32 protein-coding genes and 1 tRNA gene are annotated in these 25,184 nt (G+C 66.7%); 15 read left to right on the top strand and 18 right to left on the bottom strand.

What is annotated here, in order from left to right:
• The first annotated feature begins 304 nt into the window (after window positions 1-304).
• Genes IPK75_06260 through dnaQ form a run of 5 tightly spaced genes read left to right on the top strand, consistent with a single transcriptional unit; the run spans window position 305 to window position 3,852 of the window.
• Entirely contained in the window at window positions 305-1,147 is an 843-nt protein-coding gene (locus IPK75_06260) for a kinase/pyrophosphorylase (protein ID MBK8197954.1), read from the top strand.
• Entirely contained in the window at window positions 1,144-1,740 is a 597-nt protein-coding gene (locus IPK75_06255) for a Maf family protein (GenBank protein MBK8197953.1), read from the top strand. The genes IPK75_06260 and IPK75_06255 overlap by 4 nt, the downstream gene beginning before the upstream one ends.
• Window positions 1,737-2,549 carry a shikimate dehydrogenase gene (aroE, locus tag IPK75_06250; GenBank protein MBK8197952.1) on the top strand — a complete coding sequence of 271 codons (813 nt, stop codon included), beginning with the start codon at window positions 1,737-1,739 and terminating at the stop codon, window positions 2,547-2,549. The genes IPK75_06255 and aroE overlap by 4 nt, the downstream gene beginning before the upstream one ends.
• Entirely contained in the window at window positions 2,546-3,151 is a 606-nt protein-coding gene (coaE, locus tag IPK75_06245) for a dephospho-CoA kinase (protein MBK8197951.1), read from the top strand. Before aroE ends, coaE begins: the two co-directional genes overlap by 4 nt.
• Window positions 3,151-3,852: a DNA polymerase III subunit epsilon gene (gene dnaQ, locus IPK75_06240; protein ID MBK8197950.1), complete on the top strand. Its 702-nt coding sequence runs from the start codon at window positions 3,151-3,153 to the stop codon at window positions 3,850-3,852. Before coaE ends, dnaQ begins: the two co-directional genes overlap by 1 nt.
• Here the strand turns inward: dnaQ and secB are convergent.
• The gene (gene secB / locus IPK75_06235) at window positions 3,849-4,340 is read right to left on the bottom strand and encodes a protein-export chaperone SecB (GenBank protein ID MBK8197949.1); all 492 of its coding nucleotides are present in this window, start codon (window positions 4,338-4,340) and stop codon (window positions 3,849-3,851) included. The genes dnaQ and secB overlap by 4 nt on opposite strands.
• A gap of 133 nt (window positions 4,341-4,473) precedes the next feature.
• Between secB and IPK75_06230 the strand changes: the two genes are divergently transcribed.
• The 3 genes from IPK75_06230 to IPK75_06220 all read left to right on the top strand — a co-directional run bounded on the left by IPK75_06230 (window position 4,474) and on the right by IPK75_06220 (window position 6,908).
• Entirely contained in the window at window positions 4,474-5,088 is a 615-nt protein-coding gene (locus IPK75_06230; GenBank protein ID MBK8197948.1) for a Tim44 domain-containing protein, read from the top strand.
• 87 nt (window positions 5,089-5,175) lie between these two features.
• Window positions 5,176-6,390, top strand: coding sequence for an MltA domain-containing protein (locus IPK75_06225; protein MBK8197947.1), 1,215 nt, complete (start codon window positions 5,176-5,178; stop codon window positions 6,388-6,390).
• The gene (locus IPK75_06220; protein MBK8197946.1) at window positions 6,390-6,908 is read left to right on the top strand and encodes a Smr/MutS family protein; all 519 of its coding nucleotides are present in this window, start codon (window positions 6,390-6,392) and stop codon (window positions 6,906-6,908) included. Before IPK75_06225 ends, IPK75_06220 begins: the two co-directional genes overlap by 1 nt.
• Here IPK75_06220 and IPK75_06215 read toward each other — a convergent pair.
• The 3 genes from IPK75_06215 to IPK75_06205 form a co-directional block, all read right to left on the bottom strand.
• A complete protein-coding gene (locus IPK75_06215; GenBank protein MBK8197945.1) occupies window positions 6,905-7,945 on the bottom strand; it encodes an aspartate-semialdehyde dehydrogenase in 1,041 nt (346 codons plus the stop codon). The genes IPK75_06220 and IPK75_06215 overlap by 4 nt on opposite strands.
• A gap of 8 nt (window positions 7,946-7,953) precedes the next feature.
• A complete protein-coding gene (locus tag IPK75_06210) occupies window positions 7,954-8,628 on the bottom strand; it encodes a DUF1013 domain-containing protein (protein MBK8197944.1) in 675 nt (224 codons plus the stop codon).
• Between the two features lie 149 nt (window positions 8,629-8,777).
• The gene (locus IPK75_06205) at window positions 8,778-9,752 is read right to left on the bottom strand and encodes an NAD(P)H-quinone oxidoreductase (GenBank protein ID MBK8197943.1); all 975 of its coding nucleotides are present in this window, start codon (window positions 9,750-9,752) and stop codon (window positions 8,778-8,780) included.
• A gap of 100 nt (window positions 9,753-9,852) precedes the next feature.
• On the opposite strand from IPK75_06205, the gene IPK75_06200 reads away from it, so the two are divergent.
• Together IPK75_06200 and IPK75_06195 are read left to right on the top strand one after the other, a co-directional pair.
• Window positions 9,853-10,032, top strand: a complete 180-nt coding sequence (locus IPK75_06200; protein MBK8197942.1) for a DUF1192 domain-containing protein — start codon at window positions 9,853-9,855, stop codon at window positions 10,030-10,032.
• A gap of 65 nt (window positions 10,033-10,097) precedes the next feature.
• Window positions 10,098-10,643 carry a DUF1465 family protein gene (locus IPK75_06195; GenBank protein ID MBK8197941.1) on the top strand — a complete coding sequence of 182 codons (546 nt, stop codon included), beginning with the start codon at window positions 10,098-10,100 and terminating at the stop codon, window positions 10,641-10,643.
• Window positions 10,644-10,652: 9 nt separating this feature from the next.
• Here IPK75_06195 and IPK75_06190 read toward each other — a convergent pair whose 3' ends face one another.
• Entirely contained in the window at window positions 10,653-11,282 is a 630-nt protein-coding gene (locus tag IPK75_06190) for a TetR/AcrR family transcriptional regulator (protein MBK8197940.1), read from the bottom strand.
• Between the two features lie 151 nt (window positions 11,283-11,433).
• Here IPK75_06190 and IPK75_06185 point away from each other — a divergent pair, with 151 nt between their 5' ends.
• Window positions 11,434-12,057 carry a carbonic anhydrase gene (locus IPK75_06185; protein MBK8197939.1) on the top strand — a complete coding sequence of 208 codons (624 nt, stop codon included), beginning with the start codon at window positions 11,434-11,436 and terminating at the stop codon, window positions 12,055-12,057.
• Between the two features lie 62 nt (window positions 12,058-12,119).
• Window positions 12,120-12,195 (top strand) — tRNA-Ala (locus IPK75_06180).
• Between the two features lie 51 nt (window positions 12,196-12,246).
• On the opposite strand, the gene ppa is transcribed toward IPK75_06180, so the two are convergent.
• The 8 genes from ppa to IPK75_06140 form a co-directional block, all read right to left on the bottom strand.
• Window positions 12,247-12,780: an inorganic diphosphatase gene (gene ppa, locus IPK75_06175; GenBank protein MBK8197938.1), complete on the bottom strand. Its 534-nt coding sequence runs from the start codon at window positions 12,778-12,780 to the stop codon at window positions 12,247-12,249.
• A gap of 95 nt (window positions 12,781-12,875) precedes the next feature.
• Window positions 12,876-13,712 (bottom strand): alpha/beta hydrolase, encoded by an 837-nt coding sequence (locus IPK75_06170; protein ID MBK8197937.1) that lies wholly within the window; start codon window positions 13,710-13,712, stop codon window positions 12,876-12,878.
• A gap of 54 nt (window positions 13,713-13,766) precedes the next feature.
• Window positions 13,767-14,072, bottom strand: a complete 306-nt coding sequence (locus IPK75_06165) for an antibiotic biosynthesis monooxygenase (GenBank protein MBK8197936.1) — start codon at window positions 14,070-14,072, stop codon at window positions 13,767-13,769.
• Window positions 14,069-14,683 (bottom strand): hypothetical protein, encoded by a 615-nt coding sequence (locus tag IPK75_06160; protein MBK8197935.1) that lies wholly within the window; start codon window positions 14,681-14,683, stop codon window positions 14,069-14,071. Before IPK75_06160 ends, IPK75_06165 begins: the two co-directional genes overlap by 4 nt.
• A gap of 11 nt (window positions 14,684-14,694) precedes the next feature.
• Window positions 14,695-15,177: an SRPBCC family protein gene (locus tag IPK75_06155; GenBank protein ID MBK8197934.1), complete on the bottom strand. Its 483-nt coding sequence runs from the start codon at window positions 15,175-15,177 to the stop codon at window positions 14,695-14,697.
• Between the two features lie 29 nt (window positions 15,178-15,206).
• Window positions 15,207-15,806: a dihydrofolate reductase gene (locus tag IPK75_06150; protein MBK8197933.1), complete on the bottom strand. Its 600-nt coding sequence runs from the start codon at window positions 15,804-15,806 to the stop codon at window positions 15,207-15,209.
• A 9-nt stretch (window positions 15,807-15,815) separates the two neighbouring features.
• Window positions 15,816-16,259 carry an SRPBCC family protein gene (locus IPK75_06145; GenBank protein MBK8197932.1) on the bottom strand — a complete coding sequence of 148 codons (444 nt, stop codon included), beginning with the start codon at window positions 16,257-16,259 and terminating at the stop codon, window positions 15,816-15,818.
• A 1-nt stretch (window position 16,260) separates the two neighbouring features.
• Complete coding sequence (locus IPK75_06140) at window positions 16,261-16,896, bottom strand: TetR/AcrR family transcriptional regulator (GenBank protein ID MBK8197931.1); 636 nt, start codon at window positions 16,894-16,896, stop codon at window positions 16,261-16,263.
• A gap of 159 nt (window positions 16,897-17,055) precedes the next feature.
• Here IPK75_06140 and IPK75_06135 point away from each other — a divergent pair, with 159 nt between their 5' ends.
• On the top strand, window positions 17,056-18,894 hold the full coding sequence (locus tag IPK75_06135; protein ID MBK8197930.1) for a TIR domain-containing protein: 1,839 nt from the start codon (window positions 17,056-17,058) through the stop codon (window positions 18,892-18,894).
• Window positions 18,895-18,957: 63 nt separating this feature from the next.
• Here the strand turns inward: IPK75_06135 and IPK75_06130 are convergent, their stop codons facing one another.
• On the bottom strand, window positions 18,958-19,842 hold the full coding sequence (locus tag IPK75_06130; protein MBK8197929.1) for a class I SAM-dependent methyltransferase: 885 nt from the start codon (window positions 19,840-19,842) through the stop codon (window positions 18,958-18,960).
• Window positions 19,843-20,043: 201 nt separating this feature from the next.
• Between IPK75_06130 and IPK75_06125 the strand changes: the two genes are divergently transcribed.
• On the top strand, window positions 20,044-20,526 hold the full coding sequence (locus tag IPK75_06125) for an Hsp20 family protein (protein ID MBK8197928.1): 483 nt from the start codon (window positions 20,044-20,046) through the stop codon (window positions 20,524-20,526).
• A gap of 59 nt (window positions 20,527-20,585) precedes the next feature.
• On the opposite strand, the gene IPK75_06120 is transcribed toward IPK75_06125, so the two are convergent.
• Window positions 20,586-21,587 (bottom strand): glutathione S-transferase family protein, encoded by a 1,002-nt coding sequence (locus IPK75_06120; protein MBK8197927.1) that lies wholly within the window; start codon window positions 21,585-21,587, stop codon window positions 20,586-20,588.
• 143 nt (window positions 21,588-21,730) lie between these two features.
• On the opposite strand from IPK75_06120, the gene IPK75_06115 reads away from it, so the two are divergent.
• Window positions 21,731-22,780: a glycosyltransferase gene (locus tag IPK75_06115; GenBank protein ID MBK8197926.1), complete on the top strand. Its 1,050-nt coding sequence runs from the start codon at window positions 21,731-21,733 to the stop codon at window positions 22,778-22,780.
• Here the strand turns inward: IPK75_06115 and IPK75_06110 are convergent, their stop codons facing one another.
• The 3 genes from IPK75_06110 to IPK75_06100 form a co-directional block, all read right to left on the bottom strand.
• Window positions 22,781-23,200: a riboflavin biosynthesis protein RibD gene (locus tag IPK75_06110; protein MBK8197925.1), complete on the bottom strand. Its 420-nt coding sequence runs from the start codon at window positions 23,198-23,200 to the stop codon at window positions 22,781-22,783. It lies immediately after the preceding gene.
• 23 nt (window positions 23,201-23,223) lie between these two features.
• Entirely contained in the window at window positions 23,224-23,937 is a 714-nt protein-coding gene (gpmA, locus tag IPK75_06105) for a 2,3-diphosphoglycerate-dependent phosphoglycerate mutase (protein MBK8197924.1), read from the bottom strand.
• Window positions 23,938-24,000: 63 nt separating this feature from the next.
• Window positions 24,001-25,143: an AGE family epimerase/isomerase gene (locus tag IPK75_06100; protein MBK8197923.1), complete on the bottom strand. Its 1,143-nt coding sequence runs from the start codon at window positions 25,141-25,143 to the stop codon at window positions 24,001-24,003.
• Window positions 25,144-25,184 lie beyond the last annotated feature (41 nt).

The following is a 25,184-nucleotide window of genomic DNA, read 5'->3' as shown; positions in this document are numbered from 1 at the left end:
GGCGCTTATGATTATGAAACCCTGAAATGCTGGGAGAGCGTGGTTTCAACGCCTTTGTCCACTGAAATCCACAACCGAGTCACAAGGACGGTTCGCCTCACAGGCGATCAGAATCTCCACGAGTCTCAAAGATTAACGCAAGGTTAACACCCTCGCCGGAGTCACAGCCGGGAACAAGAGAAGACCGGATGGGAGTCGAATTCGCGCCGCTGTGGATTGCGTGTGACTCGTTGTGACTCCCGGGCCATTCCACAGGCGAGTCACAACCCTTGTGCAATGCCGCCGGTCCCGGCAAGAGAAGCGCATGACCCGCCCGACCCGGCCCGCCATCTACTTCAACGTCCATCTCGTCTCGGACTCCACCGGCGAGACCCTGAACGCTGTGCAGCGGGCCGCCTGCGCGCAGTTCGAGAATGTGCAGCCGCTCGAGCACAATTACTACCTCGTCCGGTCCGAACGCCAGCTGGAACGGGTGACCCGCGAGATCGAAGCGGCGCCCGGCGTCGTCTGGTACACCATCTCGGATGCCGGACTGCGCGCGCGGCTGGAAGCCTTCTGCCGTGAGCGGAGCATTCCGACCCTGCCGGTGCTCGATCCCTCGATCGCCATGCTGAGCCGCCACCTCGGCGTATCCGCCAACAACCGTGTCGCTGGCCAGCACGCCATGGACGAGGACTATTTCGAGCGGATGGAAGCCATCAACTTCACGCTCGCACATGATGACGGCCAGAATGTCGAAAGTCTGATCGGCGCCGATGTCATCCTCCTCGGGGTCAGCCGCACCTCGAAGACGCCGACCTGTGTGTATCTCGCCAACCGCCAGGTGCGCGCGGGTAATATTCCGCTGGTGCCCGGAACCGTATTGCCCGACTTCCTGGAAAAGCTTGGCGACAAGGGCCCGCTCGTGGTCGGCCTGAAGATTTCCGCCGAACGGCTCGTCCAGATCCGGCGCCAGCGCCTGATCTCGCTGAACCAGGATGACGCCGGCGACTATGCCGACGAGGAAGCCGTGCGCGAGGAGATCACGCAGGCCAACCGCCTTTTCCAGCGCAACCAGTGGAAGACGATCGACGTCTCCCGCCGCTCGGTCGAGGAAACCGCCGCCGCCATCCTCAACCTGCTGAACGAACGCCGGGGCCATCCGTGAGCCTCGCCGTCACGCTCGCCTCCGGCAGCGCCAGCCGCCGCGCTGTTCTGGCCGCCGCCGGCGTCGTCGCCGAAGCGGTGGCGCCGAATGTGGATGAAGACGCCTTCCGCACCGCGCTGCGCGCCGACAAGGTGTCGGTGCGCGACCAGGCGATGCAGCTCGCCGAGATGAAAGCCGTGCGCGTGTCGCAGGGCCGCCCCGGCCTGGTCATCGGCGGCGACCAGATGCTCGCCCTCGGCGACGAAGCCTTCGACAAGCCGCGCGACCTCGCCGAAGCGCGCAGCCACCTCGCGCGCCTGTCTGGCAAGACCCATACGCTGGAAACGGCCATTGTGGTTTGCGAGGAAGGCGTGCCTGTGTGGCGCCATCTCGCCCGGCCGAAACTGACCATGCGCCCGCTTTCCGGCGCTTTCGTGGATACCTACATCGCGACGTGCGGCGAAGCACTGCTGTCCACCGTCGGCGCCTACCAGCTCGAAGGCCTCGGCGCGCAATTGTTCGCACGCATCGAAGGCGACTATTTCTCCATCCTCGGCCTGCCGCTCCTGCCGCTGCTCGATTATCTCCGTGTCCGGAAGGTGCTGCCCCAATGACCCGCCTGCTGGGAGTGATCGGCGACCCCGTCTCGCACTCGATGTCGCCCTACATCCACAATCACTGGCTGCGCCAGCACCAGCTGGATGCCGTCTATGCGGCGCTCGAAGTGAAGGCAGACGAACTGGCGTCGTCGCTGGACTCGCTCCTGGCGCACGACGCCTTCGGGCTGAATGTCACACTGCCGCACAAGGAAAACGTTCTGAAGCTCGCTGCCAGCGCCAGTGATACAGCTCGCCGCATCGGCGCGGCCAATACGCTCGCACGCAGCGATACGGGCTGGCACGCCGACAATACTGACGCGCCGGGCTTTGCGCTGACCCTCGAGTATGGCGACATCGCGGTTGAAGGCCGCGAAGTCTTCCTGCTCGGGGCAGGGGGCTCGGCCCGGGCCGTCGCAGACGTGCTCAACCGGCGCGGCGCGCGCCTGACCATCTGTAACCGGACGATCGCCCGCGCCGAGAAACTCGCGCTCGACCTGGCCCCCGCCGCCCGTATCCTGTCCCTCGAAGACGGACTCAGCCAGCTTTCGAGGGCCTCGCTCGTGATCAACACGCTCAGCGCCGGCCATTCAGGCGCAAGGTTCACGTTGCCGGACTCCGCCGGCGGCATCTTCTACGACATCAGCTATGGCAAGGGCGCCGCCGCCAGCCTTGCGGAAGCCGGCGCGAAAGGCTGGCGCACGCTTGACGGGCTCGGCATGCTGGTCGCACAGGCCGCGCTCAGTTTCGAGCTGTGGTTCGGCGTCACGCCTGACCTCGCCAACGCGCATGCCCGCGCCCGCGCGCTGCTGGAGGCTACGCAATGATCATCCTTGGACTGACAGGTTCGATCGGCATGGGCAAATCCGCCACCGCCACCCTGTTCCGCGAGGCCGGCGTGCCAGTCTACGACGCCGACGCTGCGGTGCACGCCCTCTATGCCGAAGGCGGCGCTGCCGTCGAGCCGATCGGCGCGGCGTTCCCGGGCGTCGTGCACGAGGGGGCCGTCGACCGGACCCGCCTGCGCACGCATGTGCTCGACAATCCGGAGGCGATGAAGCGTCTTGAAGGCATCGTCCATCCGCTCGCCGGCGAGGCGCAGCGCGACTTTCGTCAGGCCGCGCATGCCGAAGGTGCCGCGCTCGCAGTGCTCGACATCCCGCTGCTGTTTGAAACCGGCGGCGAGCGTCACTGCGACTTCACGCTGGTGGTCACGGCTCCGCCCGCCATCCAGCGCGCGCGCGTGCTGGCCCGTCCGGGTGTCACGGCGGAAACCTTCGAGGCGATCCTCGCGCGCCAGATGCCCGACGCCGACAAGCGCGCCCGCGCTGACTTCATCCTGTCGACGGCCCACGGCTTCGACTTTGCCCGCGACCATGTTCGCGCCATAGTCGCGCTGATGATTCGTCTCGCCGACGGGAAGCGCTGATGGCCGAAAAGCTCCGCGAAATCGCTTTCGACACCGAAACCACCGGCCTCAGCCCGGCGGACGGTGACCGCATCATCGAGATCGGCGCTGTCGAACTGATCAACCATATCCCGACCGGGCGCACCTTCCGCCGCCTGATCAATCCGGGCCGCCCGGTCTCCGAGGCGACCATCCGGATCACCGGCATCACCGACGCCGACCTCGTCGACTGCCCGCCCTTCGAGCATCCGGACATCGTCGACGCCTTTCTCAGCTTCCTTGGCGATGCCGTCCTTGTCGCGCACAACGCCGCTTTCGACCGCGGCTTCCTGAACGCCGAGCTGGCGAAATGCGGGCGCCCGGCCATCCCGGACGAGCGTTGGGTCGACACCGTCACCATGGCGCGCAAGCGTTTCCCGGGCGCACCGGCCAGCCTCGACGCCCTCTGCAAGCGGTTCGATATTTCGCTCGAAAGCCGCGCCTTCCACGGCGCGCTGCTCGACAGCCAGCTGCTCGCCAGCGTCTATCTCGAACTGCTGGGCGGGCGCGCCCGCGCGTTCAGTTTCGAGGGCGATACCGGCGGCCCCGGCCGGGCCGACCGGCCACCGGCCGCGCAGCGCCCGCAGCCGCTCGCGCCGGCAACCACGGCCGAGGAGGCCGCCGCGCATGCGGCCTTCATCGAAAAGCTGGGTGCCAACGCGATCTGGCGATCGCTCGTCTAGGCCGGCGGGTTGCCCGCACGTTCGGCCGCCTTGCGGTACTGCGCCTGGTAAAGCTGCACGAAGTCGACCGGGTCGATCAGCAGGGGAGGGAAGCCGCCCTCGCGCGTGATTTCCGCAATGATCCGGCGCGCGAACGGGAACAGCAGGCGCGGGCATTCGATCAGCAGCATCGGCTCGACCTGCTTTTCCGTCACGTTGGACAGCTGGAACAGGCCGGCATAGTCGAGCTCTGTGATGAACAGCGTCGCGTCGCCGGCGAGCGCCTTGGCGGACAGTTTCAGCGACACTTCAAACAGGCCGTTGCCGTCCGCGTGCGGCGCGGCGCCCACGTCAATCCCGAGATCGATGTTCGGCTGGGCCTGAACCGGGGCATGGCCCGGATTTTCGAATGACAGGTCTTTCACATACTGTCCCAGCACCCGGAGGGACGGCGCGGACGGGGCAGCGCCTTCTGGCGTGGGGTTTGCGGGCGAGCTGGTATCTGTCATTATAAGCCTCTACTGGTCGCGCCCCGCGCCTAGCATGCGCCCCTTGGCCGCGCAACGCAAAGGCTGGCACCCGCGCCCGGCCCACACTATCTACCCGGTTGATCCGAGCAATTTCTGAGGAACCCTGCGCCGAATGTCCAATCCTGTGATCGAAGTCCTCATTCTGGCCGCCGTCGCACTCTTCGTGCTGTGGCGTCTCTATGTGGCGCTCGGCCGGGGCGGCGACGAGCGGCCGATGCAGCGTCCGGCCCCCGCGCCGGAACAGCGCGCGCCCGCCGCCGATAAGCCAATCGCGGCGCCGCGCCGCACGGAAGCCGAGCGGCCCGTGTTTACCGGCCCCGCAGCCGGCGGCCTTGAGGACATCTACAATGCCGACCGCAGCTTCTCGGCGGAAGAATTCCTGCGCGGCGCCAAGGCGGCCTACCAGATGATCGTCGGCGCCTATGCGCGGGGCGACCGCAAGGCGCTTCGCCCGCTGCTCGATGACGATGTGTATGAAGCCTGGGACGCCGCCCTGTCGGCGCGCGAAGCCAGCGGCGACCGGGCTTTCGAACTGCTGCGCATCAAGCGCGCGGAAATCGAGAAGGCCGAACTCGACGGGGCCACCGCCCGTGTCTGGGTTCGCTATGAAGCCGATCTCGGAGACGGCGAAACCACCCGCACCGCCAAGGAAATCTGGACCTTCAAGCGCGAAACCGCTTCCAGCGATCCGAACTGGCTGCTCGACGACGTCGACGTCGCGGGCTGACCGCCCGCAGGTTACAAATCCGACGTCTCGCCTGTCAGGTGAAAGGGCGGTTGGCAGCCCCCGCCGTTTCACGGCATATGCGCAGGCATGCGTGCCTCCAGATTCCTGATCCCCCTCCTCGTCGCGCTCGCCGCCTGCCAGACCCAGCCGGCGCCGATTGACCAGCGCGTGCCGGTCGACCTGCCAGCCGGTCCCTCCGCACTGCCGCCGTCAGCCAGCCCTGCCACCTATCTTGAGCTTCCGGGCTGGGCCGGCGCGCCGCTTTCCGCGCCGATCGAAGCGTTCAAGCGTACCTGCGACCGTTTCACCCGGCGTGCCTTCGATGCGCCCTTGTCGCGCAGCGCGCCTTGGGCCGGCACCGCCGGAGACTGGCAGCCGGCCTGCGCCGCGATCACGGCCGCCCGCGACGAAGCCGCCGCCCGCACGATCTTCGAAACCCAGTTCGTGCCGCTGGAGATCATCGACAAGGAAGGCAAGCAGCGCTTCACCGGCTATTTCGAGCCGCGCTATGAAGCCCGCCGCACGCCCGAGCCACCGTTCACCGAACCGATCTTCGCCGTCCCGCCCGACTTCGTCGCGAACGGTGACAGCCCGCTGCAGCGCCTGCCTGACGGATCGACCCGCCCCTATCCGGCACGCGCCGACATCACTGCGCGCGGCGGCCCCGCCATCGCCTATGCCCACCCCGCCGATGTCTTTTTCCTGCAGGTCCAGGGCTCCGGACGCCTGACCTTCCCGGATGGCACCACGCTGCGCGCCGCCTATGCCTCGCACAATGGCCAGCCGTTCAAGTCGGTCGCCAACTGGCTGATCGATTCCGGGCGGATCACCCGCGCCGAAGGCTCCATGCAGGGCATCCGCGGCTGGATGGACCGCGCCAGCGCCGCCGAGGTGCGCGAAGCCATGAACGTCAACCCGCGCTTCGTCTTCTTCCAGTCTCTTCCCGAAGGCGATCCGGAACTCGGCCCGAACGGCGCACACAATGTGGCCCTCACGCCGCTCGGCTCGATGGCGGTCGACCCGGAATTCCACGCGCTCGGCGTGCCGATGTTCATCCAGACCACAGCGCCCGGTCTCGGCGGCGCCTGGTCCGGCCTGCTGATCGCGCAGGATACTGGCGGCGCCATCAAAGGACCGGTGCGCGGCGATATCTATTTCGGCACCGGCCCGGAAGCCGGCAACCGCGCCGGCACGATGAACGCGCCCGGCCGGCTCTGGGTGCTGTTGCCGCGCGCCGTCGCCGCCCGCATGTTCGAAGCTGGCCTCGTCGCCAGCCTGCCGCCTGCCGGCCAGCCCGGCTGATGAAGCGAAGGTCCCTGTCGCCCGAAGAAGCGCGCGCCTGGGCCCGTGTCGCCGCAACGGTGAAGCCAATCGGTCCGCGCGCCGCAGATCTCGCAGAGTTTTCGGCGGCGCTGGAAGCCGGTCCGCAGGAACTCGACCCGCCGCCCGCGCCGTCGCCGCCCAAGGCTCGCAAGCCCGCAGAGGCCAAGCTCCCGTCGCTGCCGGCAGAGCGCAGCGGGGAGAAGAAAGTGCGGCGCGGCCAGCTTGCCATCGCTGCGCGCTTCGACCTGCATGGCCATACCCAGGCGAGCGCGGCGCGGGCCTTGCCGGCTTTCCTCGAAAATCAGCAGGCGGACGGTGCGCGCTGCGTGCTCGTCATCACCGGAAAGGGCAGGGAAGGGCAGGGCATCCTGCGCCGGAACTTCCTGCTCTGGCTGGAATCGGCAAGCGCCCGCCGGCTGGTGTCAGGCTACGCCGAATCCCACCCCAAGCATGGCGGGGCGGGCGCGTTCTACGTTTTCCTCAGGCGGCCCGGCTAGGCGCGCTGCGCCAGCAGCACTTCCGCCACCTGCACCGCGTTCAGGGCAGCGCCCTTGCGCAAGTTGTCATTGCTGAGGAACAGCGCGAGCCCGTGGGCCACCGTCGGGTCCGGCCGGATACGGCCGACATAGACGGGGTCACGCCCGGTGGCTTCCAGCGCGTTCGGCACTTCGGTCACCACCACGCCGGGCGCGTTCTGCAGCAGCGCGGTTGCATCGGCTGCGCTGATCGGGCGCTCGAACTCGGCATTGATCGACACCGAGTGGCCGGTGAACACCGGTACGCGCACACAGGTGCCCGAAACCGGCAGGCCGGGGATCTCGAGGATCTTGCGCGTCTCGTCGCGCAGCTTCAGCTCTTCGTCCGTGTACCCGTCTTCGCCGAGCTTGTAGTTCAGCGCGACGACGTTGAACGCGATCGGCACGGCCCATTTCTTCGGCGCCGGAAAGGTCTTGGCTTCGCCGCTGCGCGCCAGGGCGCCGCTGCCTTGGCCCACCGCCTCGATCTGAGACTGCAATTCCTCGACCCCCGCAACGCCGCCGCCGGACACCGCCTGGTAGGTGCTCGCCACAAGGCGCTTCAGCCCGGCGCGGTCATGCAACGGCTTCAGTACCGGCATGGCGGCCATCGTCGTGCAGTTCGGGTTGGCGATGATGCCCTTCGGGATGGACTTCAGCGCATGCGGGTTCACTTCGGCCACCACGAGCGGCACGTCCGGATCGCTGCGCCAGGCCGATGAGTTGTCGATGACGATGGCTCCGGCCGCGGCAACCTTCGGCGCCAGCGCCAGCGAGGTTGCTCCGCCTGCGGAGAAAAACACGATGTCGAGCCCGGCATAGTCGGCGGTCGCGGCGTCCTCAACCACCACGTCCTTGCCCTTGAAGGCAATCTTCGTTCCGGCAGAGCGCGCCGAGGCAAAGAAACGGATGCCGCCCAGCGGGAAGTCCCGCTCGGCGAGGATATCGCGCATCATCTCGCCCACCAGTCCGGTGGCGCCGACGATCCCGACCTGCGGCCGGCTCACATCTGCAGTCATCTCAGGCCCTATTCGAAATCGCGGAACACGTCGTCAGCAGAGATCGCCTTCTTGAAGGCGTTCTCGGGCTCGGGCTCCGGTTCGAAGGCCGGCGTGTCCTGCGCTGGGGCAAGACCGGGGCCTTCGGCGCGGGCAGCTTTCTCGGCGTCCAGCTTGCGGCGCTTGTCGGCGGCCTTGGCGATTACTTCGTCCAGTTCGATCTGCGAGCACAGGCCGAGCGTCACCGGGTCGACCGGTTTGATGTTCTGCGCATTCCAGTGCGACTTGTCGCGCACGTTGTTGATGGTCGCCTTGGTCGTGCCGATCAGCTTGATGATCTGGGCGTCCGGCACTTCCGGGTGGTGGCGGATGAACCAGGCCACGGCGTCCGGCTTGTCGGCGCGGCGGATGACCGGCGTGTAGCGGCTGCCCTTGCGCTTCGGCTGCGGGATGTGGTCGATCCGCGACTCGGCCAGTTTCAGCTCGTGATCAGGGTTCTCCTCGCCCTTGGCGATTTCCTCGCGAGACAGGATCCCGCCGGCAATCGGGTCGACGCCGCGCATGTTCTCGGCCACGTCGCCATCGGCGATGCCCTTCACTTCGAGGTGGTGCAGGCCGCAGAACTTCGCGATCTGGGCGAAGGTCAGCGTCGTGTTGTCGAGCAGCCAGACGGCGGTCGCGCGCGGCATGAGAACGTCGGACATGGGAATCTCCTCAAAAAACTGCCGCCTGAAATGCAGCCGCCCGGCACTTGGGGTGCCGGGCGGTCAGGGTTCAGCGCGGCTGATACCTTGCGGGCGCTATACGCCAGATGAGCCCGGGTGGAAAGGCATTCTGTGGAAAAGGCCTGTTTTCACGGCCTGAGCAGGATTTTGCCCGAATGCCCGCCGCTGCTCATCCGGGCGAGGGCTGCTTCGGCCTCGGCCAGCGGGAACGCCCCGTCCAGCACCGGCCGGATATGCCCGGAAATCACGTGCGGCCAGAAATCCCGCTCCACGGCGTCGCGGATGCGGCGTTTCTCTTTCACTGGCCGGGCCCGCAGCGTCGTGGCCATCACCGACAGCCGCTTCATCAGCACCGGCGCGAAGTTCACGCTCGCCGCAAAGCCCTCCTGGTAGGCAATGTTGATGATCCGCCCGTCGAGTTTGGCGGCCGAGATGTTCTTCTGGATGTATTCGCCGCCGACCATGTCGAGCGTCACATCCGCGCCGCCTTCGGCTTTCACCACCTCCTCGAACGCTTCGGTCCGGTAGTTGATGGCCCGCGTGGCGCCCAGTTCGCGCGCGAGCGCGCACTTCTCGTCGGAGCCCGCCGTGCCGAAGATAGGGGAGGCGCCCCACACCTTCGCCATCTGCAGCGCCATCACGCCAATGCCGCTGGTTGCGCCGTGGCAGAGAAAAGCCTCGCCCCGCTTCAGGCCTGCCCGGTCGAACACGTTGGCCCACACCGTGAACATCGCTTCGGGAAAGCAGCAGGCGAGCGTCAGGTCAAACCCCGCCGGCACCGGCAGTACCGATCCCTCATCGGCGCAGACATGCGTGGCATAGCCGCCGCCCGCCAGCAGCGCCGCCACCCGGTCGCCCACCTTGTAGCGCTCCGTGCCCGGACCAACCGCCGACACGATGCCGGACACTTCCAGCCCGAGGATCGGCGAGGCGCCCGGCGGCGGCGGATAGGCGCCCGCTTTCTGCGCGAGGTCGGCGCGGTTGAGGCCGGCCGCCGCCACCTCGATCTGCACCTCGCCGGCCGCAGGCTCGGTGCGTGGCATTTCCGTCAGCACCAGTTTCTCCCCGGCGGATGCAAAGGCGGCTTTCATCATGGCGGACATCTTGGCGCCTCCGTATCAGGGCGTTGGAGAAGGATTTCGAGTCGCTTCTAGCGCCTCTTTCTGCTTTTCTGAACCCGCAGAACGGGAGCGCCCGATGGCCATCCATGATGAAGAGCCGGTCCGCATCAAGCGCCCGCAGGCCCTCGACCAGATGTCGGTCGAGGAACTGGAGGTGCATATCGCATGGCTGAAATCCGAAATCGGCGCGTGCGAAGCCGAAATCGACCGCAAGAAAGCGCAGAAGCGCGCCGCCGACGCCTTGTTTGGCGGCGGCAGTTAAGTCTCGTGAAAGGGCTGCAGGTCTAGTCTGGCGGCGGCCGGACACCGATCTCGGATGGGGGGCAAATGGCTGAACGTGACACGATTGATCCGCCTGCGGGCCCGGAGGCCTTCACCGGCGGCAAGCTGTTTGACACCGTGTTCACGCGCGGCATGGCCCTCGTGGAGGAAACCGCGTCCTATCTGGATGGCCCCGGCCGCGAGCAATCCAAGGCGCTGCCGCGCGAGGCGGGCCTGACCTATTCGGCCTGGAGCATGGAGCTGACGACGCGCCTGATGCAGGCCGCTTCCTGGCTGGTCATGCAGAAAGCCGTGCGCGACGGCGAAATGCGCCGCGAAGAGGCCGGCGCCCGCAAGTACCGGATCAAGCGCGACGACCCGCCGCTCGATCCCGCCGCCCAGCATGGCCGCGGCCTGCCGCCTCGTTTCCTCGAACTCGTGGGCCGGGCCGAGGCGCTCTACGAACAGATCTGCCGCCTCGACGAGGCCCTCTACCAGCCCGGCAGCAAGGCAAAGCCCGCCGCCAACCCGGTCTCCGACCAGATCGCCGCCCTGCAGAAGGCCGCCGAAACCGGCGCCTTTGACCCCCTGATGGTCTGGCGCCGCAAGTAAGGCAAAAGGTCAGAGCGCGCCGTAGGTGCGCAGGAAGGCCGCCGACTGGTCGGCGCAGAAGCCGTCCTTCACCGGCGCCCGCATGATCGTCAGGCGGTGGAAGATCGGGCCCAGCAGTTGCTCGATCACATCATCCAGCTCGAAATCGCGCCGGATCACGCGTTTTGCGGCCAGTTCCGCCAGCAGCATGCGCAGCGGCTGGCGAATGTCGCGGCCAACCCAGGCGCGCCAGACTTCGCCGGCATCCTTGTCATCCGCCGCCGCCAGCAGCGCCACGCGCAGCACGGCATGGCCATGGCCGGTACGGGCAGCCGCTTCGAGCGGAATGATCAGGGCGGTAATGCGCTCCTGTGGGTCGCGTCCGCCTTCGGGCGCGTCCGGGATCAGCGCGAGGGCGGCGTCCACACACATCGCGCCGATCGAAGGCCACCAGCGATAAATCGTTTGTTTTGAAGCACTTGCGCGCTTGGCGACCGAGTCCACGCTGAACCCGCGCCAGCCATTCTCCGCCATTTCCTCACGGGCGGCTTCCAGGATCGCTGACTTCGACGCTTCGCTCCGCGTCGGCCCCTTGCGGGACTTGGAAGTCGACGCTGCCGGGGCAGGGGCTGCGTTCTGCGCGTCGGTCGGGGTATCCATCTAGAAGCTCCTTGGGGCCCGGCAGGCGTTATAGACGAAATCGGCTGCGGGGCGAAACAGACCGTTCCGTTCTAGATGCCATTGGTTTCGAAAATGCTTGCGAGCGCGCAGGAATTGCGTATCCCGCTGTGAAAATGTTGCAGGAGCGAACATGAAATCCGTCGAAGACATGATCGCCGGTTATCGCCGGTTCCGCGCAGGCGCCTATGCCCAGCAAGTCCAGCTCTACCGGGAACTCGGGGAAGGGCAGGACCCTGACGTCATGCTGATCGCCTGCGCCGACAGCCGGGCCGAGCCGTCCGACATCTTCAACGCCGCCCCCGGCCAGATGTTCGTCGTGCGCAACGTCGCCAACCTTGTGCCCCCCTACAAGCCGGACGGCGGCCTGCACGGCGTCTCTTCGGCCCTCGAATTCGCGGTCCGCGTCCTCAAGGTGCGCCATATCGTGGTCATGGGCCACGGCGGCTGCGGCGGCGTCTCCGCGTCGCTGACCGAAAACAAGAGCCCGCTGATCGGCGAGTTTGTCGCCAACTGGGTGAAGCTGCTCGACGAGGCCCGCGACCGGGTCCGCGAGAGCGGTTCGGTCAACCCGCAGTTCGCGCTCGAACTCGAAGGCATCGAAACCTCGCTGGCGAACCTGATGACGTTCCCGTGGGTCGCCGAGAAGGTGCAGGCCGGCGAGCTCGAACTGCACGGTGCCTGGTTCGCCATCAAGCACGGCGAGCTGCACTGGCGGAACCCGAAGACGAAGCGCTTCGAAGTCGTCGCGCCCTAGGGCTGCGTAATGTCGCGGCCTCTTCCACTCTGCGCGGGCGCCGCTATATTTCTGGGCAGAGTGGGGACGTAGCTCAGCTGGGAGAGCGCGGCGTTCGCAATGCCGAGGTCGGGAGTTCGATCCTCCTCGTCTCCACCATCCTGCTTCGCGGCTGCGCCGCTTCGCAGGACTTTGTCCTGCGGGGTGGCCTTACTTCTCGTTCTGCGCCCGCACCACCGCGTCGCGGATCAGCTCGCGCGCCTTGTCGACCCCGAACCAGCCTTCGACGCGCGTCCACTTGCCGGTCTCCAGATCCTTGTAGTGCTGGAAGAAGTGCTGGACCTTGTCGATCAGCGTCTGCGGCAGGTCGTGATAGGTCGCGATCTTGTCGTAATAGCCGGTCAGTTTCGGGTGCGGCACCGCGAGGATCTTCTCGTCCTGGCCCTTGTCGTCGGTCATCATCAGTACGCCGACCGGGCGCGCGCGCAGCACCGAGCCGGGCACCAGCGGACGGTTGCCGACCACCATCACGTCGATCGGGTCGCCGTCGAGACTGAGCGTGTGCGGAATGAAGCCGTAGTTACAGGGATAGCGCATCTCCGTGTACAGGAACCGGTCCACGAACATGGCGCCGCTTTCCTTGTCGATCTCGTACTTGATCGCGTCGCCGCCGAGCGGGCATTCGATCAGGACGTTGACATCATCCGGCGGGTTGTTGCCGGTCTTGATCTTGGAAAGGTCCATGGCGCGTGTCCTTCGGGCGGAGCGGGGAGGGCGTTTCTGGCGCCCCGATGACGCGCCGCAGCAAAAAGGTCAAGGTGCGCAGCTGCCCCGATGCGTTAACGTGGCCGGCGCGCCTCGAGCCATCCGAGGATCAGCGCCAGCGCCGCGTCGCGGTCGAGATCGTTGAGCAGTTCGTGATAACCTTCCGGGAAAATCTCGAGCGTCTTGTCGTCTGACTTCACTAGATCGAAGAACCGCTGCGAGCCTTTCGCCGGCGTCGCCGCATCCTTCGCGCCGTGCACCACCAGCACCGGCACCGTCCAGTCGCCATACCGCCGCCAGCCGGCTTCGGACACAGCAATCGCCGTCGCCCCCAGCCGCGCCGGCGGCGCCTCGAGGCAGATCATCGGGTCAGACGTATAAGCCGCCACTTCTTCCGGAATGCGCGACAGGCTGGCCGGTGCAATCGGCGGCGTCAGCCGCGCGGCGGGCGCGACCGCCGACATCAGCCCGGCCACCGCCTTCAGCGCGCCGCCGAGTTCGACAAGGATCGCCGGGGCGCTGAGCACCGCGCCGGCCGCGCCGTCCGGCGACTGCGCGACACTTGCCGCGGTCACCAGCCCGCCGAGCGAATGGCCGAACAGGAAGACCGGCCCGCCATCCTTCGCCAGCGCCGCCCGCGCCGCGAGATGGTCGTCCACGGCGCGGCGCATGTCGGTGACGCCGCGCGCGCCGGGCGATCGTCCGTGTCCCTGCAGGTCGAAGGCGTAGACGTCGAAACCCGCCGCCGTCAGGCGCGGGATCAGCCGGTGATAATGCTCCACGTAGCGTTCGGCATACTCGCCGTACCCATGCGCCAGCAGCAGTTTCGCCTTCGCCGCCGGGCTGCGCCACACATAGCCGGCCAGCCCGCGTCCGAAATCCCAGGCTTCTGACGTCACTTCGCTTGTCATCTCTTGGGCCTCCCGCAGCGTTCGCGCCATCCTGCGCGATCTGCGCGCCGGGGGCTAGCGCTTGCCGGGCGATGCTTCCTGCGCCTCGAACACTTTCATCTCGGTGCGCGCCGCCGCCAGCGCCCGCACCTCGCGCACGAAGGCAATGCTCTCCGGCACCGCAAAGTGCGCCTTCAGCGCCTCGGCGTCCGTCCATTGCTCGACAAACACCAGCCGCGACGGGTCCTCGCAATCCACATGCACATTGTGCGCGATACATCCCGGCTCGGCGCGCGACCGCCGGCTGTGCTCAATGCAAAGTTCGGTGATGCGCGCCGCCGTTTCCGGCCTGGTGATGACGTGGCCGACAATGATGATCATTTGCCCCGCCGCCGCACCGCATAATTGAAGCTCACGGAAATCCGCGCCTCTTCGCTCAGCGAAGGCATCACTTCGTGCCGCAGCCAGCTTTCCCAGAGAAGGCAGTGGCCTTCCTTCGGCTGCGCATAGACGAACCGGCGCGCCTCTTCCGGCGCGTCGTCCACCAGCTGCGGCGCCGCCATCATCATCGCGAGGCGCGGGTCTTCGAATTTCAGGCGTCCGGCGCCCTCCGGCACACAGACATAATAGGTGCCCGAAATGACCGACCCCGGATGGATATGGCCCGTATGGTGGCCGCCCTCGCCGAGGATGTTCACCCAGATCGCGTCGAGTTCGAGCGCCAGCCCGTCCATGTCCCAGTGCAGCGCCTTCGCAAACTTCGCGGCCGCCTTGTCGAGCTGCTTCTTCAGCTCGGCGAATTCCGGCATCCGCTCGGGCAGGTCGTCGAGCGAGGCATAGGACGTATAGCCCGGATAGCCCTCGCGCTCGCACCAGTCATTGCCGGCCGCATCGTCTTCCGACAGCACCCAGGCCGCGCGCTCCAGGCCCGCGCGCAGGGCCTCGTTGCCGATCGGCAGTTCGTCGATGAGGCTGGCAAACAGGCGGCGCATGGCCGCGCGCGTTACAGGCTTTTCGCCAGCGCTTCAAGCTGGTCGGTCGCGGCGCCCCAGCCTTGTTCGAAGCCCATCGCCTCGTGCTGCTTCATCGATTCCTCGTTCCAGTGCAGCGCCCGCCAGATGAAATGCGTGCGCCCGCCGCCGGCATCCTCAAGCAATACTTCGGTCGTCATGAAGGCCTGATCCGCCGGCACCCAGCCCGCCCGGAAGGCATCCGTCGACACCAGCCGGCGCATCGGATCCACTTCCAGGAAAACCCCGGCATTCGGGAAGGCCTCGCCGTCCGGCCCGCGAAACACCGAAGTCATCTCGCCGCCGGGCCGCAGGTCGATGGCAATCTCCGTCGCGCGCCACGGCTTCGGGCAGAACCATTCCTCCATCAGCTTCGGCTCGGTCCAGCAGCGCCAGACATTCTTCACCGGCGCGTCCAGCACACGGTCAATCTCGAGCACGAACTTCGCGGCGCTCCTTGTCTTTGTATCGGTCATCTTCGTGTCTCCGGTCTGGGGCAGGGGGGTCAGTAGGAACCGGTCCGCACAGGACCGGCAGGGGTGTAGGTATTGACCGTCACGCCGGATTCGCCCGTCCGGCTACGGATCAGTTTCAGTTCGGAAGGCGCGGCGCCCCCGCCGAACAGGCGCTTGCCCGTGCCGATGAGTACAGGAAAGATCATCAGGATCACCTCATCGGCGAGCCCTTCACTGATCAGCGGCGAGGTCAGCGACGAGCTGCCCCACACGATCAGGTCCGGCCCGGCGGATGCCTTGATGCGCCGCACCTGCGCCGCCAGGTCTGCGCCCACCGCTTCCGCAGGCCCCCAGGCCAGGCTCTCCGGCCGGTGCGTCGCCACATATTTCGTGGCGCCGTTGATCTGGTCCGCCATCGGACCTTCCGCCTGCGGCCAGTACCCGGCCCAGATGTCATACGTCCGCCGTCCGATCAGCAGGTCGAACCGTTCGCCATGCGCCGCCTCGATCGCCTCGCCGCCTGCGGGGTCGTCATGCGGCGCGGACCAGCCGCCATAGGCAAAGCCGCCATCGCGGTCTTCCTCCGGCCCGCCGGGCGCCTGGATGATGCCGTCCAGCGAGACGTGTTCGAGAATTGTGGTCTTGCGCATGGCCCGCCCTCACATGTTGATGTCGGGCTCGACCAGCCGGCCGAACTTCTGAAGGCATTCCTGCCAGCCGATGTAACATCCATCGACCGGGATCATGTCCGGGATGCCGTCCTGCACGATGGTCATGTCAGTGCCGGACGGCACGGCCTTCAGCGTCACCGTCACGGTCATTTCGCCCGGCATGTTCGGATCGTCGAACCTGTCCGTGTACACCAGTTTCTTCCCGGGCTCGAATTCGAGGTATTCACCGCCGAAAGAATGGCTTCCCCCGGTCGTGAAGTTGCGGAACGACATCTTGTGCTTGCCGCCCTTGCGCGCCTCCAGTTCGTGTACGGTGCATGTGAAGCCGAAAGGCGGCAGCCAGCTGGCAATCGCATCGGCTTCCACGAAGGCGCGGAACACCTTCTCGGGCGGGGCAGTCAGCACGCGGTGCAGGCGAACGGTTCCGGTCATTTCAATTTCCTTTGCGGAGGGCGCCAGCCGGGCTGGCCGGCGCAAACAGGTGTTCAACATACCGGCGCAGGTGGCCGATGCTGTCGCCGGCCAGCGCGCGGTCGCCGCTCGCCTTGGCAAGAATGAAGGCGCCCTGCACCACGCTCACCATGTGCAGGGCAAGGCTGCGGGCGGTCCAGTCGCCCGTGATGCCGCGCGCACGCCGCGCCGCTTCGATGTCGGGCACCAGCGCATCGGCGTGCCGGGACATGCTGTCCCACGCCGCCGCCTGCACCGCCGGGCTCGTCGTCCAGGCTTCCTGCACCATCGTGCCGACAAAGCAGGTGAACTCGGCAATCTCTCCGTCGGTCATCGCGCGGCGCAGGTCGATATAGCCCAGCACCCGGTCGAGCGGATCTTCCGGCGCGTGATAGTCGGCCCCCGCAAAGAACGGCTCGGTCACCGCAGACCAGTGATACGCCGCCTCGGCGGCCAGCGCGTCCTTGCTCGCGAAGTAGTGGAAGAAGGCCCCCTTCGACACGCCGGCCGCCGCGCAGATTTCGTCCACGCTCGTCGCCGCCAGGCCCTTCTGCCGGATCAGCCCGAAGGCCGCCTCCATCAGGCTGTCGCGGGTTTTGGGGTTCGCCGTCCGGGCCATGGATCATCTCCTTGCCCAATACATACCAACCGGTCGGTATCTATGTCAAGCCTCGGCGCTGACCCGTCTTCCCGGTGCAACATGCCTCCCTTTCCCCGCGCACTACCCGTGCCCCCGGCAGGGGTATATGACTGCAGCACCATTGAGGCGGCCGGGACGATGACCGAAGCCAACGCGCGCGCGGACACGCCGCTCCTCCAGCGGCCACTGAAAGTGTTCATCTCGTACGCGAGGCGCGACCATAAATTTGTCGACTGGCTGGACAACAACCTGCGCAGCCACGGTCTCGAAACGCTCGTCGATCGCAAGTCCATCGAGAAATTTGCGGACTGGTGGGAGCGGATCGAACAGTTGATCGTGCAATCCGATGCCGTCGTTTGCGTCCTCTCGAAAGCGATGGCGAAATCTGCCGTCGCGCGCCGCGAGGTCGACTTTGCAGTCTACTGCAACAAGCGCCTCGCACCGTTGGTCATCGAGGACGTCGCCGATCATAAGACGCCGGACGCCTTGAAGCGCCTGAACTATGTCTTCGCGCGCAAACGGGACAATCGCGACGCGGCATTCGGCGATCTGATGAATGGCCTGCAGGCGGACATCGAATGGGTGCGCGAGCACACCCGCCTCAGCGAACTCACGCATCTCTGGGCCTTGAAGGAAAAGTCGTCCGACCTGCTCTTGCGCGGCGCCGAGCTCGAGACCGCCGAGGCCTGGATCGCGACGCCGCGCACGTCGATGCCGCTTGCGTCCGATCTGCAGCGGGTTTTCGTGTCGGTCAGCCGTACCGAATGGAACAGGGGCCAGAGCGCCGACACCGACCGCCTGAACCAGATCACGTCGCGCGCCCTGGTGCTGGAGGGAGAACGCGCTTTCCCGTCTGATCCCCAGCTGGCGCTTATCCTTGGTGCGCACGCCGTGAACACAACCTGGCGCCACAACCGGACTGCGCTCGAAGATGCTCTCACGCTGTTGCGGCGCGCCTTGCTGGCCACGCTGCCAGGCGTCGGCGACCTGCCGGGGCACGCGTCGCATGTCGCCTGGTCACACGATGGCGCGCGGCTGCTCGCCGGTCTCCGCGAGGCGACAGCGTTCATCCTTGATGTGGCGACGGGCAAGACCCTCCAGGTGCTCGAAGCGCATACCGGCGAGCGGCACCTTCAAATGATCGAGGACGTCGCCTGGAGTCCTGATGATGCCTGCGTGGCAACCTGCGGCCGGGATGGATTTGCAACCGTTTGGGACGCCGCGACAGGCGAAAGCAAGGCGCGGATCGATTGCAGGGGAAGCGAGGCGCTGGGGAGCGACGCGCAGACGGTCGACTGGCACGCCGATGGCCGTCTGCTCGTGGGCGGTCTTGCAATGTCACGCATCTGGCGAAATGCGCAGGACCATCGTAGCGGACCTCGCGGCAGGGCGCGTTGGCGGCCGCATCACCAGACGATGGCGGTTGGCAATGTGGAAGGAGGCCTCCTGTTCCTTGATGACGCGTTCAACCTGATCAAAGAGGTCAAGTCCGCTCACGAACGTTATGTCTACAGCCTCGCCTGGTCGCCCGACGGCAGCCGCCTCGCGACCTGCTCGGTCGACGAAGACCTGAAGATCTGGACTGCCAACGGCCAGATCGCCGCCGCAATCACGGGCGCGGGTGCGGGGTCGTTGGCATGGAATCCCCAGGGCACGCTGCTCGCCTGCGGCGAAGACCGTCTCACGATCCGCGACGCGCAAACGCTCGGGATCGTCCATGAAGTGTCTTCGCCAAAAACCCTGCTCGGCTCGGAGACAGAACATGGTCTCGGCTATTCCAGCGGGGTTGCCTGGTCGCCCGATGGTCAAGTGCTCGCGGTCGGAACTTTCGGCAAGGTGTTCCTGTTGCCGGTGGCGCTGCTCCAATCGGCGGATGCGGAAGAACTCATCGGGTTCGCCAAGCGCCACATCACGAGCGCCTTGAGCGCAGAAGAGGTGCGCCTCTTCTTCAAAGGCGAGCCGCCCGGGTTTGATTAGAATCGAAAACCCTCCACACGCGTGTGGAGGGTTTGTGGAGTGCCGTCTGGCAGGGAAGGGCGCTTATTCCGGCTTGCGGAATTTCAGCGTCATCCGGTCGCTTTCGCCGATCGCCTTGTATTTTTCGGGATCGAACCCTTCGACCGTCGTGCCGTCGCGGTTAGTGGTCGTCGAATTGGGCGGCAGCGTCCAGACGCCGAAGGGATGGTCGGCGGTGTCCGCCGGATTGGCGTTGATCTCGCTGGCTTCGACGAACTCGAAGCCGGCCGCGGTAGCCAGCGCCTTCACATAGTCCTCATGCACATAGCCGCTGGTCGCCTTGGGGTCCTGCGCCTGCGTCGACGGCAGGCGGTGTTCCACCACGCCGAGCGTGCCGCCGGGCTTCAGCGCCGAATATGCGTCGGCAAAGAATTTCTCGGCAAAGCCCGCCGCCATCCAATTGTGCAGGTTGCGGAAGGTCAGCACCACATCGGCCGTACCGTCGGCCGTCAGCGGGCCGGACGAGGCGGAAAAGGCGGTGTACTCGATGGTGCCGAATTTCGCATCGGCATAGGTCGACTTGAATTCGGCAAGGCGCTGCTCGGCGCGGGCGCGGCGGTCTGCGTCCTCGATCGGTTCGATATCGAAGCCGGCTGCCACCAGGCTGCCGCCGCCGGAGGCGAGCCAGGGCGCCAGGATATTGGTGTACCAGCCGCCGCCGGGCCAGACCTCGACGACCTTGTCATTGTTGTCGACGCCGAAGAACTCGAGCGTTTCGGCGGGATGGCGCCAGGCGTCGCGCGCCTTTTCCTCGTCGCTGCGCAGGTCGGACGCCACCGCTTCGGCCAGCGTCATCGTGGCCGGGGCTTCGGGCGCGGCCGCTTCCACGGAGGCGGGTGCGGGCGTCTTGGCGGGGGTGCACGCGGTGAATACGAGGGCCGAGGCGGCCGCAAGCAACAGGTATTTCATCGTCAGTTCTCCATCCCGGGGGCTCTTGATAGACCCCTTACGCTACCCACATAGGGCTTGTCACGGTGCCGCCAGACGGGCCGTGGCCGGTGTCACGTGCCAGTGCCGGATGACCGGGCTGGGTTTGCGCGACGGCCGAACCGGAACCGGACCTCCTTTGGAGTGTCCACAGTTGCTTGAAGCAAAGGACTGTGTATCAAAATGAGCAATATCGACCTCACCCCCCTCTACCGCACCATGGTTGGTTTCGATCGCCTCGCCGGCATGATCGACCAGGCTTCCCGCCTCGATGGTACGCAGGGCTATCCGCCCTACAACATTGAACGCGTTGACGAAAATGCCTTCGCCATCGAAATCGCGGTGGCCGGCTTCACCGAAGCCGAGATCGACATCGAGACCAAGGAAGGCCTCCTGACCGTCGCGGGCAAGAAAACCGAGACCGAAGACGGCAACGGCCGCAACTTCCTGCACCGCGGCATCGCCCAGCGCAGCTTCATCCGCCGCTTCCAGCTCGCCGATCACGTTCTCGTGACCGGTGCCAGCCTCGAGCACGGCGTGCTGAAGATCGATCTCATCCGCGAGATCCCGGAAGAGAAGAAAGCCCGCAAGATCGAGATCGGCACCACGGCCCAGCCGTCGGAGCCGCGCCTGATCGGCAAGAAGAAGGCCTCTGACGCCGCCTAAGCGCGTATCCTCCGCTCACTGACGAACGCCCGCAGCCCCTCCTGCGGGCGTTTTTCGTGTCAGCGGCCGGGTGCGAAATATTCGGTGATACCGGCCGCGGCGCAGAAAGCGGCAAGGCCCGTATCGCCGAGGCGCTCGGCGACGCCGGCGCGCACGGACGCGAAGGCGCGCGCGGCATAGGCCTGCGTCGCCTGCTCGAAGAGGCCGTCGTCGAAGGTCACCGAAAACCGCTTCTTCTCGCGTGACGCGCTGGCGGCATTCGCAAACGCCCAGGGCAGGTAGGTGCGCGAAACTTCGCCCTCGAAGATCGGCAGCAGCGTCGCTTCCAGCGTCGCCAGCTCCTCGAACGGCCCGGACGCCTTCGGGTCTTCCATGTGCCCGCACCACGCGACCAGGAAAGGGGCGCGCTCAATCAGCCAGGCGCCCGGCGTCGGGTCCGTCAGCATCTGCTGGAACTGCGCCGCGATCGCGAAGTCGGCCGCGCTCGGCCTTCCGCCGAAGATGAAAAGGTGGTGCTGCAGGTGGCTGTTCAGGCGCAGCGCAAACCGGCGGTAGGAGCTTTCCAGCGTCGGCGCATTCTCGGGCTCCGCGCCGACCAGCGGCAGGCGGGCCAGCATGCGCGTCGCAATTTGCTTCGCCGGCGCCTTGAAGGCGCGCGGGCGCTTGCCGTCGTTCAGCTGCACAAGTACCCGCAACGCCGCCGCGTCGCGGTCCGGCTGCTGGCCCCAGCGCTGCTGGAACATGCACTTGTTGAGCCACTCGTCGGCATAGTCCTCGAGGATCATCGCGAGCGCCTGCGTGGCGGCGTCTTCCGGACGCGCGGGCGGCTCGGGATGCGAGGCTTCGAGCGCGGCGAGGATCAGCGTGGAATCCTGCGCCGGGGCATGGCTGGGCGACAGCAGCAACGGCACGGTCGGCGTCGCTGCGCTCTTGCGGAACTCGGCTTCGTTGGCGACCGAGCGCGCAACCCAGTCAAACGCCACGCCCTTATAACGCAGCGCAGACCGCACCTTCAGCGAGTACGGAGATGTCTCGGCCCCGAAGAGGCGGTAGTCGGCCATTGGCTCACCCGGCTGTTGCTCGGGCCTGTCTAGGCAGTTCGCCCCGGGCTGCCAAGCGCCGTTTGCCCGCAGGACGTTTCATCGCTAAGCGCAAGTGCTACAGGTTGGCCGATGCCAACCGGGCGACAGGGCAGGAGACGGCAATGCGCGTGATGCACGTGATGGCAGGCGCGGAAGAGGGCGGCGCCGAGAATATCATGCTGGAATCCGTCCTCGCCCTGGCCGAGGCGGGCTACGCCCAACACGTCGTTACCCGGCCCGACAATGCCTTTCGCCTCGGGAAATTTGCGGCGGCCGGCATCGGCACCGACACGGCGAGCTTCAACACCAGCTGGCCATTTCCGACCCGCAAGGTGATCGATGCGGCGATTGCGGCCTTCAAGCCGGACGTCATCGAATACTGGATGGGCCGCGCCGGGCAGTTTGCACCGGCGGCCCACCGCGCCCGGTCGATCGGCTGGTACGGCGGCTATTACAAGCTGTCGCGATTCCGGAACTGCGAATGGCATGTCGGCCTGACCATCGACCTGCTGCGCCACATCCGCGAACAGGGCGTGCCGGAAGAGCGGGCGGCCATCATTCACACCTATGCCGATTTCGAAGGGACCGCGCCCGCTTCGCGTGAGGCGCTGACGACGCCGGCGGGCGCGCCGGTGGCGCTCGCGCTCGCGCGGCTGCACGAGAAGAAAGGCCTCGACACGCTGCTGGAGGCCGCCGCGAAACTTCCCGACCTGCATGTGTGGATCGCGGGGGAAGGGCCGATCGAAGCGGAACTCAAGGCGCAGTGCACCAGCCTCGGTCTTGATCACCGCGTGCGCTTCCTCGGCTGGCGCAATGACCGCGGCGCCTTGCTGGCGGCGTGTGATGTGGTGGCGTTTCCGTCCCGGTACGAACCATTCGGCACGGTCACCGTGGACGCCTGGGCCGCCGGCAAGCCGCTGGTCGCAGCAGATGCGGTTGGCCCGGCCGCGTATGTGAAGGACGGGATCAACGGCCTGCTGGTCGCGAAGAATGACGCAGATGCGTTGGCGGCGGCGCTCGGCCGCGTGATCTATGACAAGGCGCTGGCGAAGAAACTCGTGGAGGGCGGCACCGCGAGCTACGAGGCTCAGTTCACGAAGGCGGCGTTCCAGCGCGACTCGGCCGCCCTTTACGAACGTATCGCAGCCCATGCCGGGCCGTTCGCAGGCTGATCAGTTCGCTGCTGACCTGAAGAACCAGGCATAACGGCCCGCGGCGGTGCGGCGGCCCGTGCCGACCTCCACCGCCACGCCAGCGTCGCGCAGGATGCGGATGCCGTCTTTCGCCGTCGGGTGCGGATCTTCAATGGCGACGACGACGCGGCGGATGCCGGCGTCGACGAGTTTCGAGGAACATGAGGCCGCGCCGCTGGAGCGTTCGCGGCAGGGCTCCAGCGTGACATAAGCCGTGCCGCCACGCGCGCGGTTTCCGGCGTCGTCCAGCGCAATTTCCTCTGCATGCGGACGGCCGCCCTTGCCGGTGACACCTTCGCCGACGACATGCCCTTGAGCATCAAGGATGACGCAGCCGACCGAAGGATTCGCGCCGGTAAGGCCCTGGTTGAGCCCGGCGAGCGCGAGCGCCCTTCCCATCAGGCGGCGGTCGCGGCGCTTGCTCACGGCAGGGCGGGCAGTTTCTGGGCGCGGGCGGCGTCGAGATAGCGCACTGAGACCGGCTTCAGCGCGGCATCAAGTTCGATCAGCAGCGGGTTGCCGGTCGGAATCTCGACGGAGGTGATCGTCTCGTCCGGCACCTTGAACAGGTGTTTGACGAGGGCGCGCAGGGAGTTTCCGTGCGCTGCGATCAGCGTGTCCTTGCCCGCCTTCAGCTCCGGCGCGATGCGGCTTTCCCAGTAGGGCAGGACGCGCTCCAGCGTGGTCTTCAGGCTTTCCGTGTCCGGAATGTCGATGCCGCGATAACGCGGATCGGTGGACAGGTCGTACTTCGTGCCGACTTCCAGCGGCGGCGGCGGGATGTCGTAGCTGCGGCGCCAGATATGGACCTGTTCCTCGCCGTGCTTGGCCGCGGTCTCGGCCTTGTCGAGCCCGGTCAGGCCGCCATAGTGGCGTTCGTTGAGGTGCCAGTCCTTCTCGACCGGCAGCCAGACGCGCTTCATCTCGGTCAGCGCAAGCCACAGTGTGCGGATCGCGCGGGTCTGGACGCTGGTGAAACCGGCGCGAAAATCGGCGTCGAGTTCGGACAACATCTTGCCGGCGGCGCGGGCTTCGGCTTCTCCCTGCGCGGTCAGGTCAGCGTCCCACCAGCCGGTGAACCGGTTTTCGAGATTCCAGGCGGATTGTCCGTGGCGGATGAGAACAAGCTTGGTCATGCGGTTCCTGCGTGAGGTGGGTCGTGGGTTCGGGCGCGTTATGCGTCTTGTCGCCCGGAAATTTCAAGCATCCATGACGCGGATGAGTTCGGCGAGGGCGAGGACGACGTGATAGCCGGTCGAGGCGGGCATGTCCTTCGCAAGGACAGTGCCATCGGCGGCGAAGTGATCGATCCAGCCGCCATCTTCGGTGAGGAATTCGTCCATCAGCACATCGAAGCTGCGGCAGGCGGCCGAGGCGAAGCGGGCTTCGCCGCGCTGTTCGTACATCGCAAGATGGGCTTTCAGCGCTTCGGTCTGCGGCCAGGTGCGGCGCGAGGGATCGGCCGCCGCGCCGTCGCGGGTCACCTCCTGGCAGGCCCGGCCGGCCTCGTCGAGGGTGGAGACGCCGAAACTATAAAGCGTGGAGGCCGCCTCGGGCAGGGGCTTCTGGGCGAGGCGCGACCAGGTGTGCAGCAACCAGACCCATTCGAACTGGTGGCCCGGTTCAACGATGCGGGCCGCGTCGCCGTCCGGCGCTGACCAGTCCGGCCTGAACTTCTCGCCGAGAAAGCCGCCCGGCCCGGCGGTAAAGTGCGCCTCGAAGAGGCCGACGATTTCTGAGGCGCGTGCGAGGTGTCCCGCTTCCTTGTCGGTGCGGTGCAGCGCGAGGCAGGCTTCCAGCAGGTGCATGTGCGGGTTCTGCAGGCGCACCGGCGGGGCCGGCAAGACTTCCGCATAACCGCCATGGGTCTGGTCGCGGGCGAGCTGGTCAAGCGCGGCGAGGATCTTGTCCGCCTGGCTCATCGCAGCCTCGCCGCCGCCGGGGCCGCGCGCCGCTTCGGCGAGCGCAAAGAGCACGAAGGCGGTGTCGTAGAGATCGGCGGAGGCATCCGCGAGGCCGGAGCCATCGGCGCGCAGGATGCGTCCCGGCAGGCCGGTGGGCGCGAGCGCCGGGCCGGTCAGGACCGAAACGCCGGCCTGAACAAGACGCGCCGAGACATCGCGCTTCCAGCCGAGACGCCAGGCTTCAGCGAAGACATAGGTCTGGCGGGCCTGCACGCGCACGCGGGTCGTCTCGCGTGGCAGGTCGTCGTGATCCAGCGACAGGACTTCCGGAAACAGGCCGGCGGGCGTCAGCCCGTGCTCCGCCCAAAGCGGGAAGCAGCTCTCGAACAGCCAGGTGCGGGCTTCCTTGGCGCGGCGGCGCAGGGCGCTTTCGGTCATCCGGTTTGCGGTCTCCACGGTTTGCGGGGCCACTGCAAATG

This window comes from Acidobacteriota bacterium (assembly GCA_016712445.1).
In the GTDB taxonomy this organism is placed as follows: domain Bacteria; phylum Pseudomonadota; class Alphaproteobacteria; order Caulobacterales; family Hyphomonadaceae; genus Hyphomonas.
This window is presented reverse-complemented; position numbering and strand designations above follow the sequence as displayed.

Excerpts from the sequence above, each read along its gene's own strand:
- IPK75_06260 (MBK8197954.1), top strand. The coding sequence starts at position 305 with ATGACCCGCCCGACCCGGCCCGCCATCTACTTCAACGTCCATCTCGTC.
- aroE (MBK8197952.1), top strand. The coding sequence starts at position 1,737 with ATGACCCGCCTGCTGGGAGTGATCGGCGACCCCGTCTCGCACTCGATG.
- coaE (MBK8197951.1), top strand. The coding sequence starts at position 2,546 with ATGATCATCCTTGGACTGACAGGTTCGATCGGCATGGGCAAATCCGCC.
- dnaQ (MBK8197950.1), top strand. The coding sequence starts at position 3,151 with ATGGCCGAAAAGCTCCGCGAAATCGCTTTCGACACCGAAACCACCGGC.
- secB (MBK8197949.1), bottom strand. The coding sequence starts at position 4,340 with ATGACAGATACCAGCTCGCCCGCAAACCCCACGCCAGAAGGCGCTGCC.
- IPK75_06230 (MBK8197948.1), top strand. The coding sequence starts at position 4,474 with ATGTCCAATCCTGTGATCGAAGTCCTCATTCTGGCCGCCGTCGCACTC.
- IPK75_06225 (MBK8197947.1), top strand. The coding sequence starts at position 5,176 with ATGCGTGCCTCCAGATTCCTGATCCCCCTCCTCGTCGCGCTCGCCGCC.
- IPK75_06220 (MBK8197946.1), top strand. The coding sequence starts at position 6,390 with ATGAAGCGAAGGTCCCTGTCGCCCGAAGAAGCGCGCGCCTGGGCCCGT.
- IPK75_06215 (MBK8197945.1), bottom strand. The coding sequence starts at position 7,945 with ATGACTGCAGATGTGAGCCGGCCGCAGGTCGGGATCGTCGGCGCCACC.
- IPK75_06210 (MBK8197944.1), bottom strand. The coding sequence starts at position 8,628 with ATGTCCGACGTTCTCATGCCGCGCGCGACCGCCGTCTGGCTGCTCGAC.
- IPK75_06205 (MBK8197943.1), bottom strand. The coding sequence starts at position 9,752 with ATGTCCGCCATGATGAAAGCCGCCTTTGCATCCGCCGGGGAGAAACTG.
- IPK75_06195 (MBK8197941.1), top strand. The coding sequence starts at position 10,098 with ATGGCTGAACGTGACACGATTGATCCGCCTGCGGGCCCGGAGGCCTTC.
- IPK75_06190 (MBK8197940.1), bottom strand. The coding sequence starts at position 11,282 with ATGGATACCCCGACCGACGCGCAGAACGCAGCCCCTGCCCCGGCAGCG.
- IPK75_06185 (MBK8197939.1), top strand. The coding sequence starts at position 11,434 with ATGAAATCCGTCGAAGACATGATCGCCGGTTATCGCCGGTTCCGCGCA.
- ppa (MBK8197938.1), bottom strand. The coding sequence starts at position 12,780 with ATGGACCTTTCCAAGATCAAGACCGGCAACAACCCGCCGGATGATGTC.
- IPK75_06170 (MBK8197937.1), bottom strand. The coding sequence starts at position 13,712 with ATGACAAGCGAAGTGACGTCAGAAGCCTGGGATTTCGGACGCGGGCTG.
- IPK75_06165 (MBK8197936.1), bottom strand. The coding sequence starts at position 14,072 with ATGATCATCATTGTCGGCCACGTCATCACCAGGCCGGAAACGGCGGCG.
- IPK75_06160 (MBK8197935.1), bottom strand. The coding sequence starts at position 14,683 with ATGCGCCGCCTGTTTGCCAGCCTCATCGACGAACTGCCGATCGGCAAC.
- IPK75_06155 (MBK8197934.1), bottom strand. The coding sequence starts at position 15,177 with ATGACCGATACAAAGACAAGGAGCGCCGCGAAGTTCGTGCTCGAGATT.
- IPK75_06150 (MBK8197933.1), bottom strand. The coding sequence starts at position 15,806 with ATGCGCAAGACCACAATTCTCGAACACGTCTCGCTGGACGGCATCATC.
- IPK75_06145 (MBK8197932.1), bottom strand. The coding sequence starts at position 16,259 with ATGACCGGAACCGTTCGCCTGCACCGCGTGCTGACTGCCCCGCCCGAG.
- IPK75_06140 (MBK8197931.1), bottom strand. The coding sequence starts at position 16,896 with ATGGCCCGGACGGCGAACCCCAAAACCCGCGACAGCCTGATGGAGGCG.
- IPK75_06135 (MBK8197930.1), top strand. The coding sequence starts at position 17,056 with ATGACCGAAGCCAACGCGCGCGCGGACACGCCGCTCCTCCAGCGGCCA.
- IPK75_06130 (MBK8197929.1), bottom strand. The coding sequence starts at position 19,842 with ATGAAATACCTGTTGCTTGCGGCCGCCTCGGCCCTCGTATTCACCGCG.
- IPK75_06125 (MBK8197928.1), top strand. The coding sequence starts at position 20,044 with ATGAGCAATATCGACCTCACCCCCCTCTACCGCACCATGGTTGGTTTC.
- IPK75_06120 (MBK8197927.1), bottom strand. The coding sequence starts at position 21,587 with ATGGCCGACTACCGCCTCTTCGGGGCCGAGACATCTCCGTACTCGCTG.
- IPK75_06115 (MBK8197926.1), top strand. The coding sequence starts at position 21,731 with ATGCGCGTGATGCACGTGATGGCAGGCGCGGAAGAGGGCGGCGCCGAG.
- IPK75_06110 (MBK8197925.1), bottom strand. The coding sequence starts at position 23,200 with ATGGGAAGGGCGCTCGCGCTCGCCGGGCTCAACCAGGGCCTTACCGGC.
- gpmA (MBK8197924.1), bottom strand. The coding sequence starts at position 23,937 with ATGACCAAGCTTGTTCTCATCCGCCACGGACAATCCGCCTGGAATCTC.
- IPK75_06100 (MBK8197923.1), bottom strand. The coding sequence starts at position 25,143 with ATGACCGAAAGCGCCCTGCGCCGCCGCGCCAAGGAAGCCCGCACCTGG.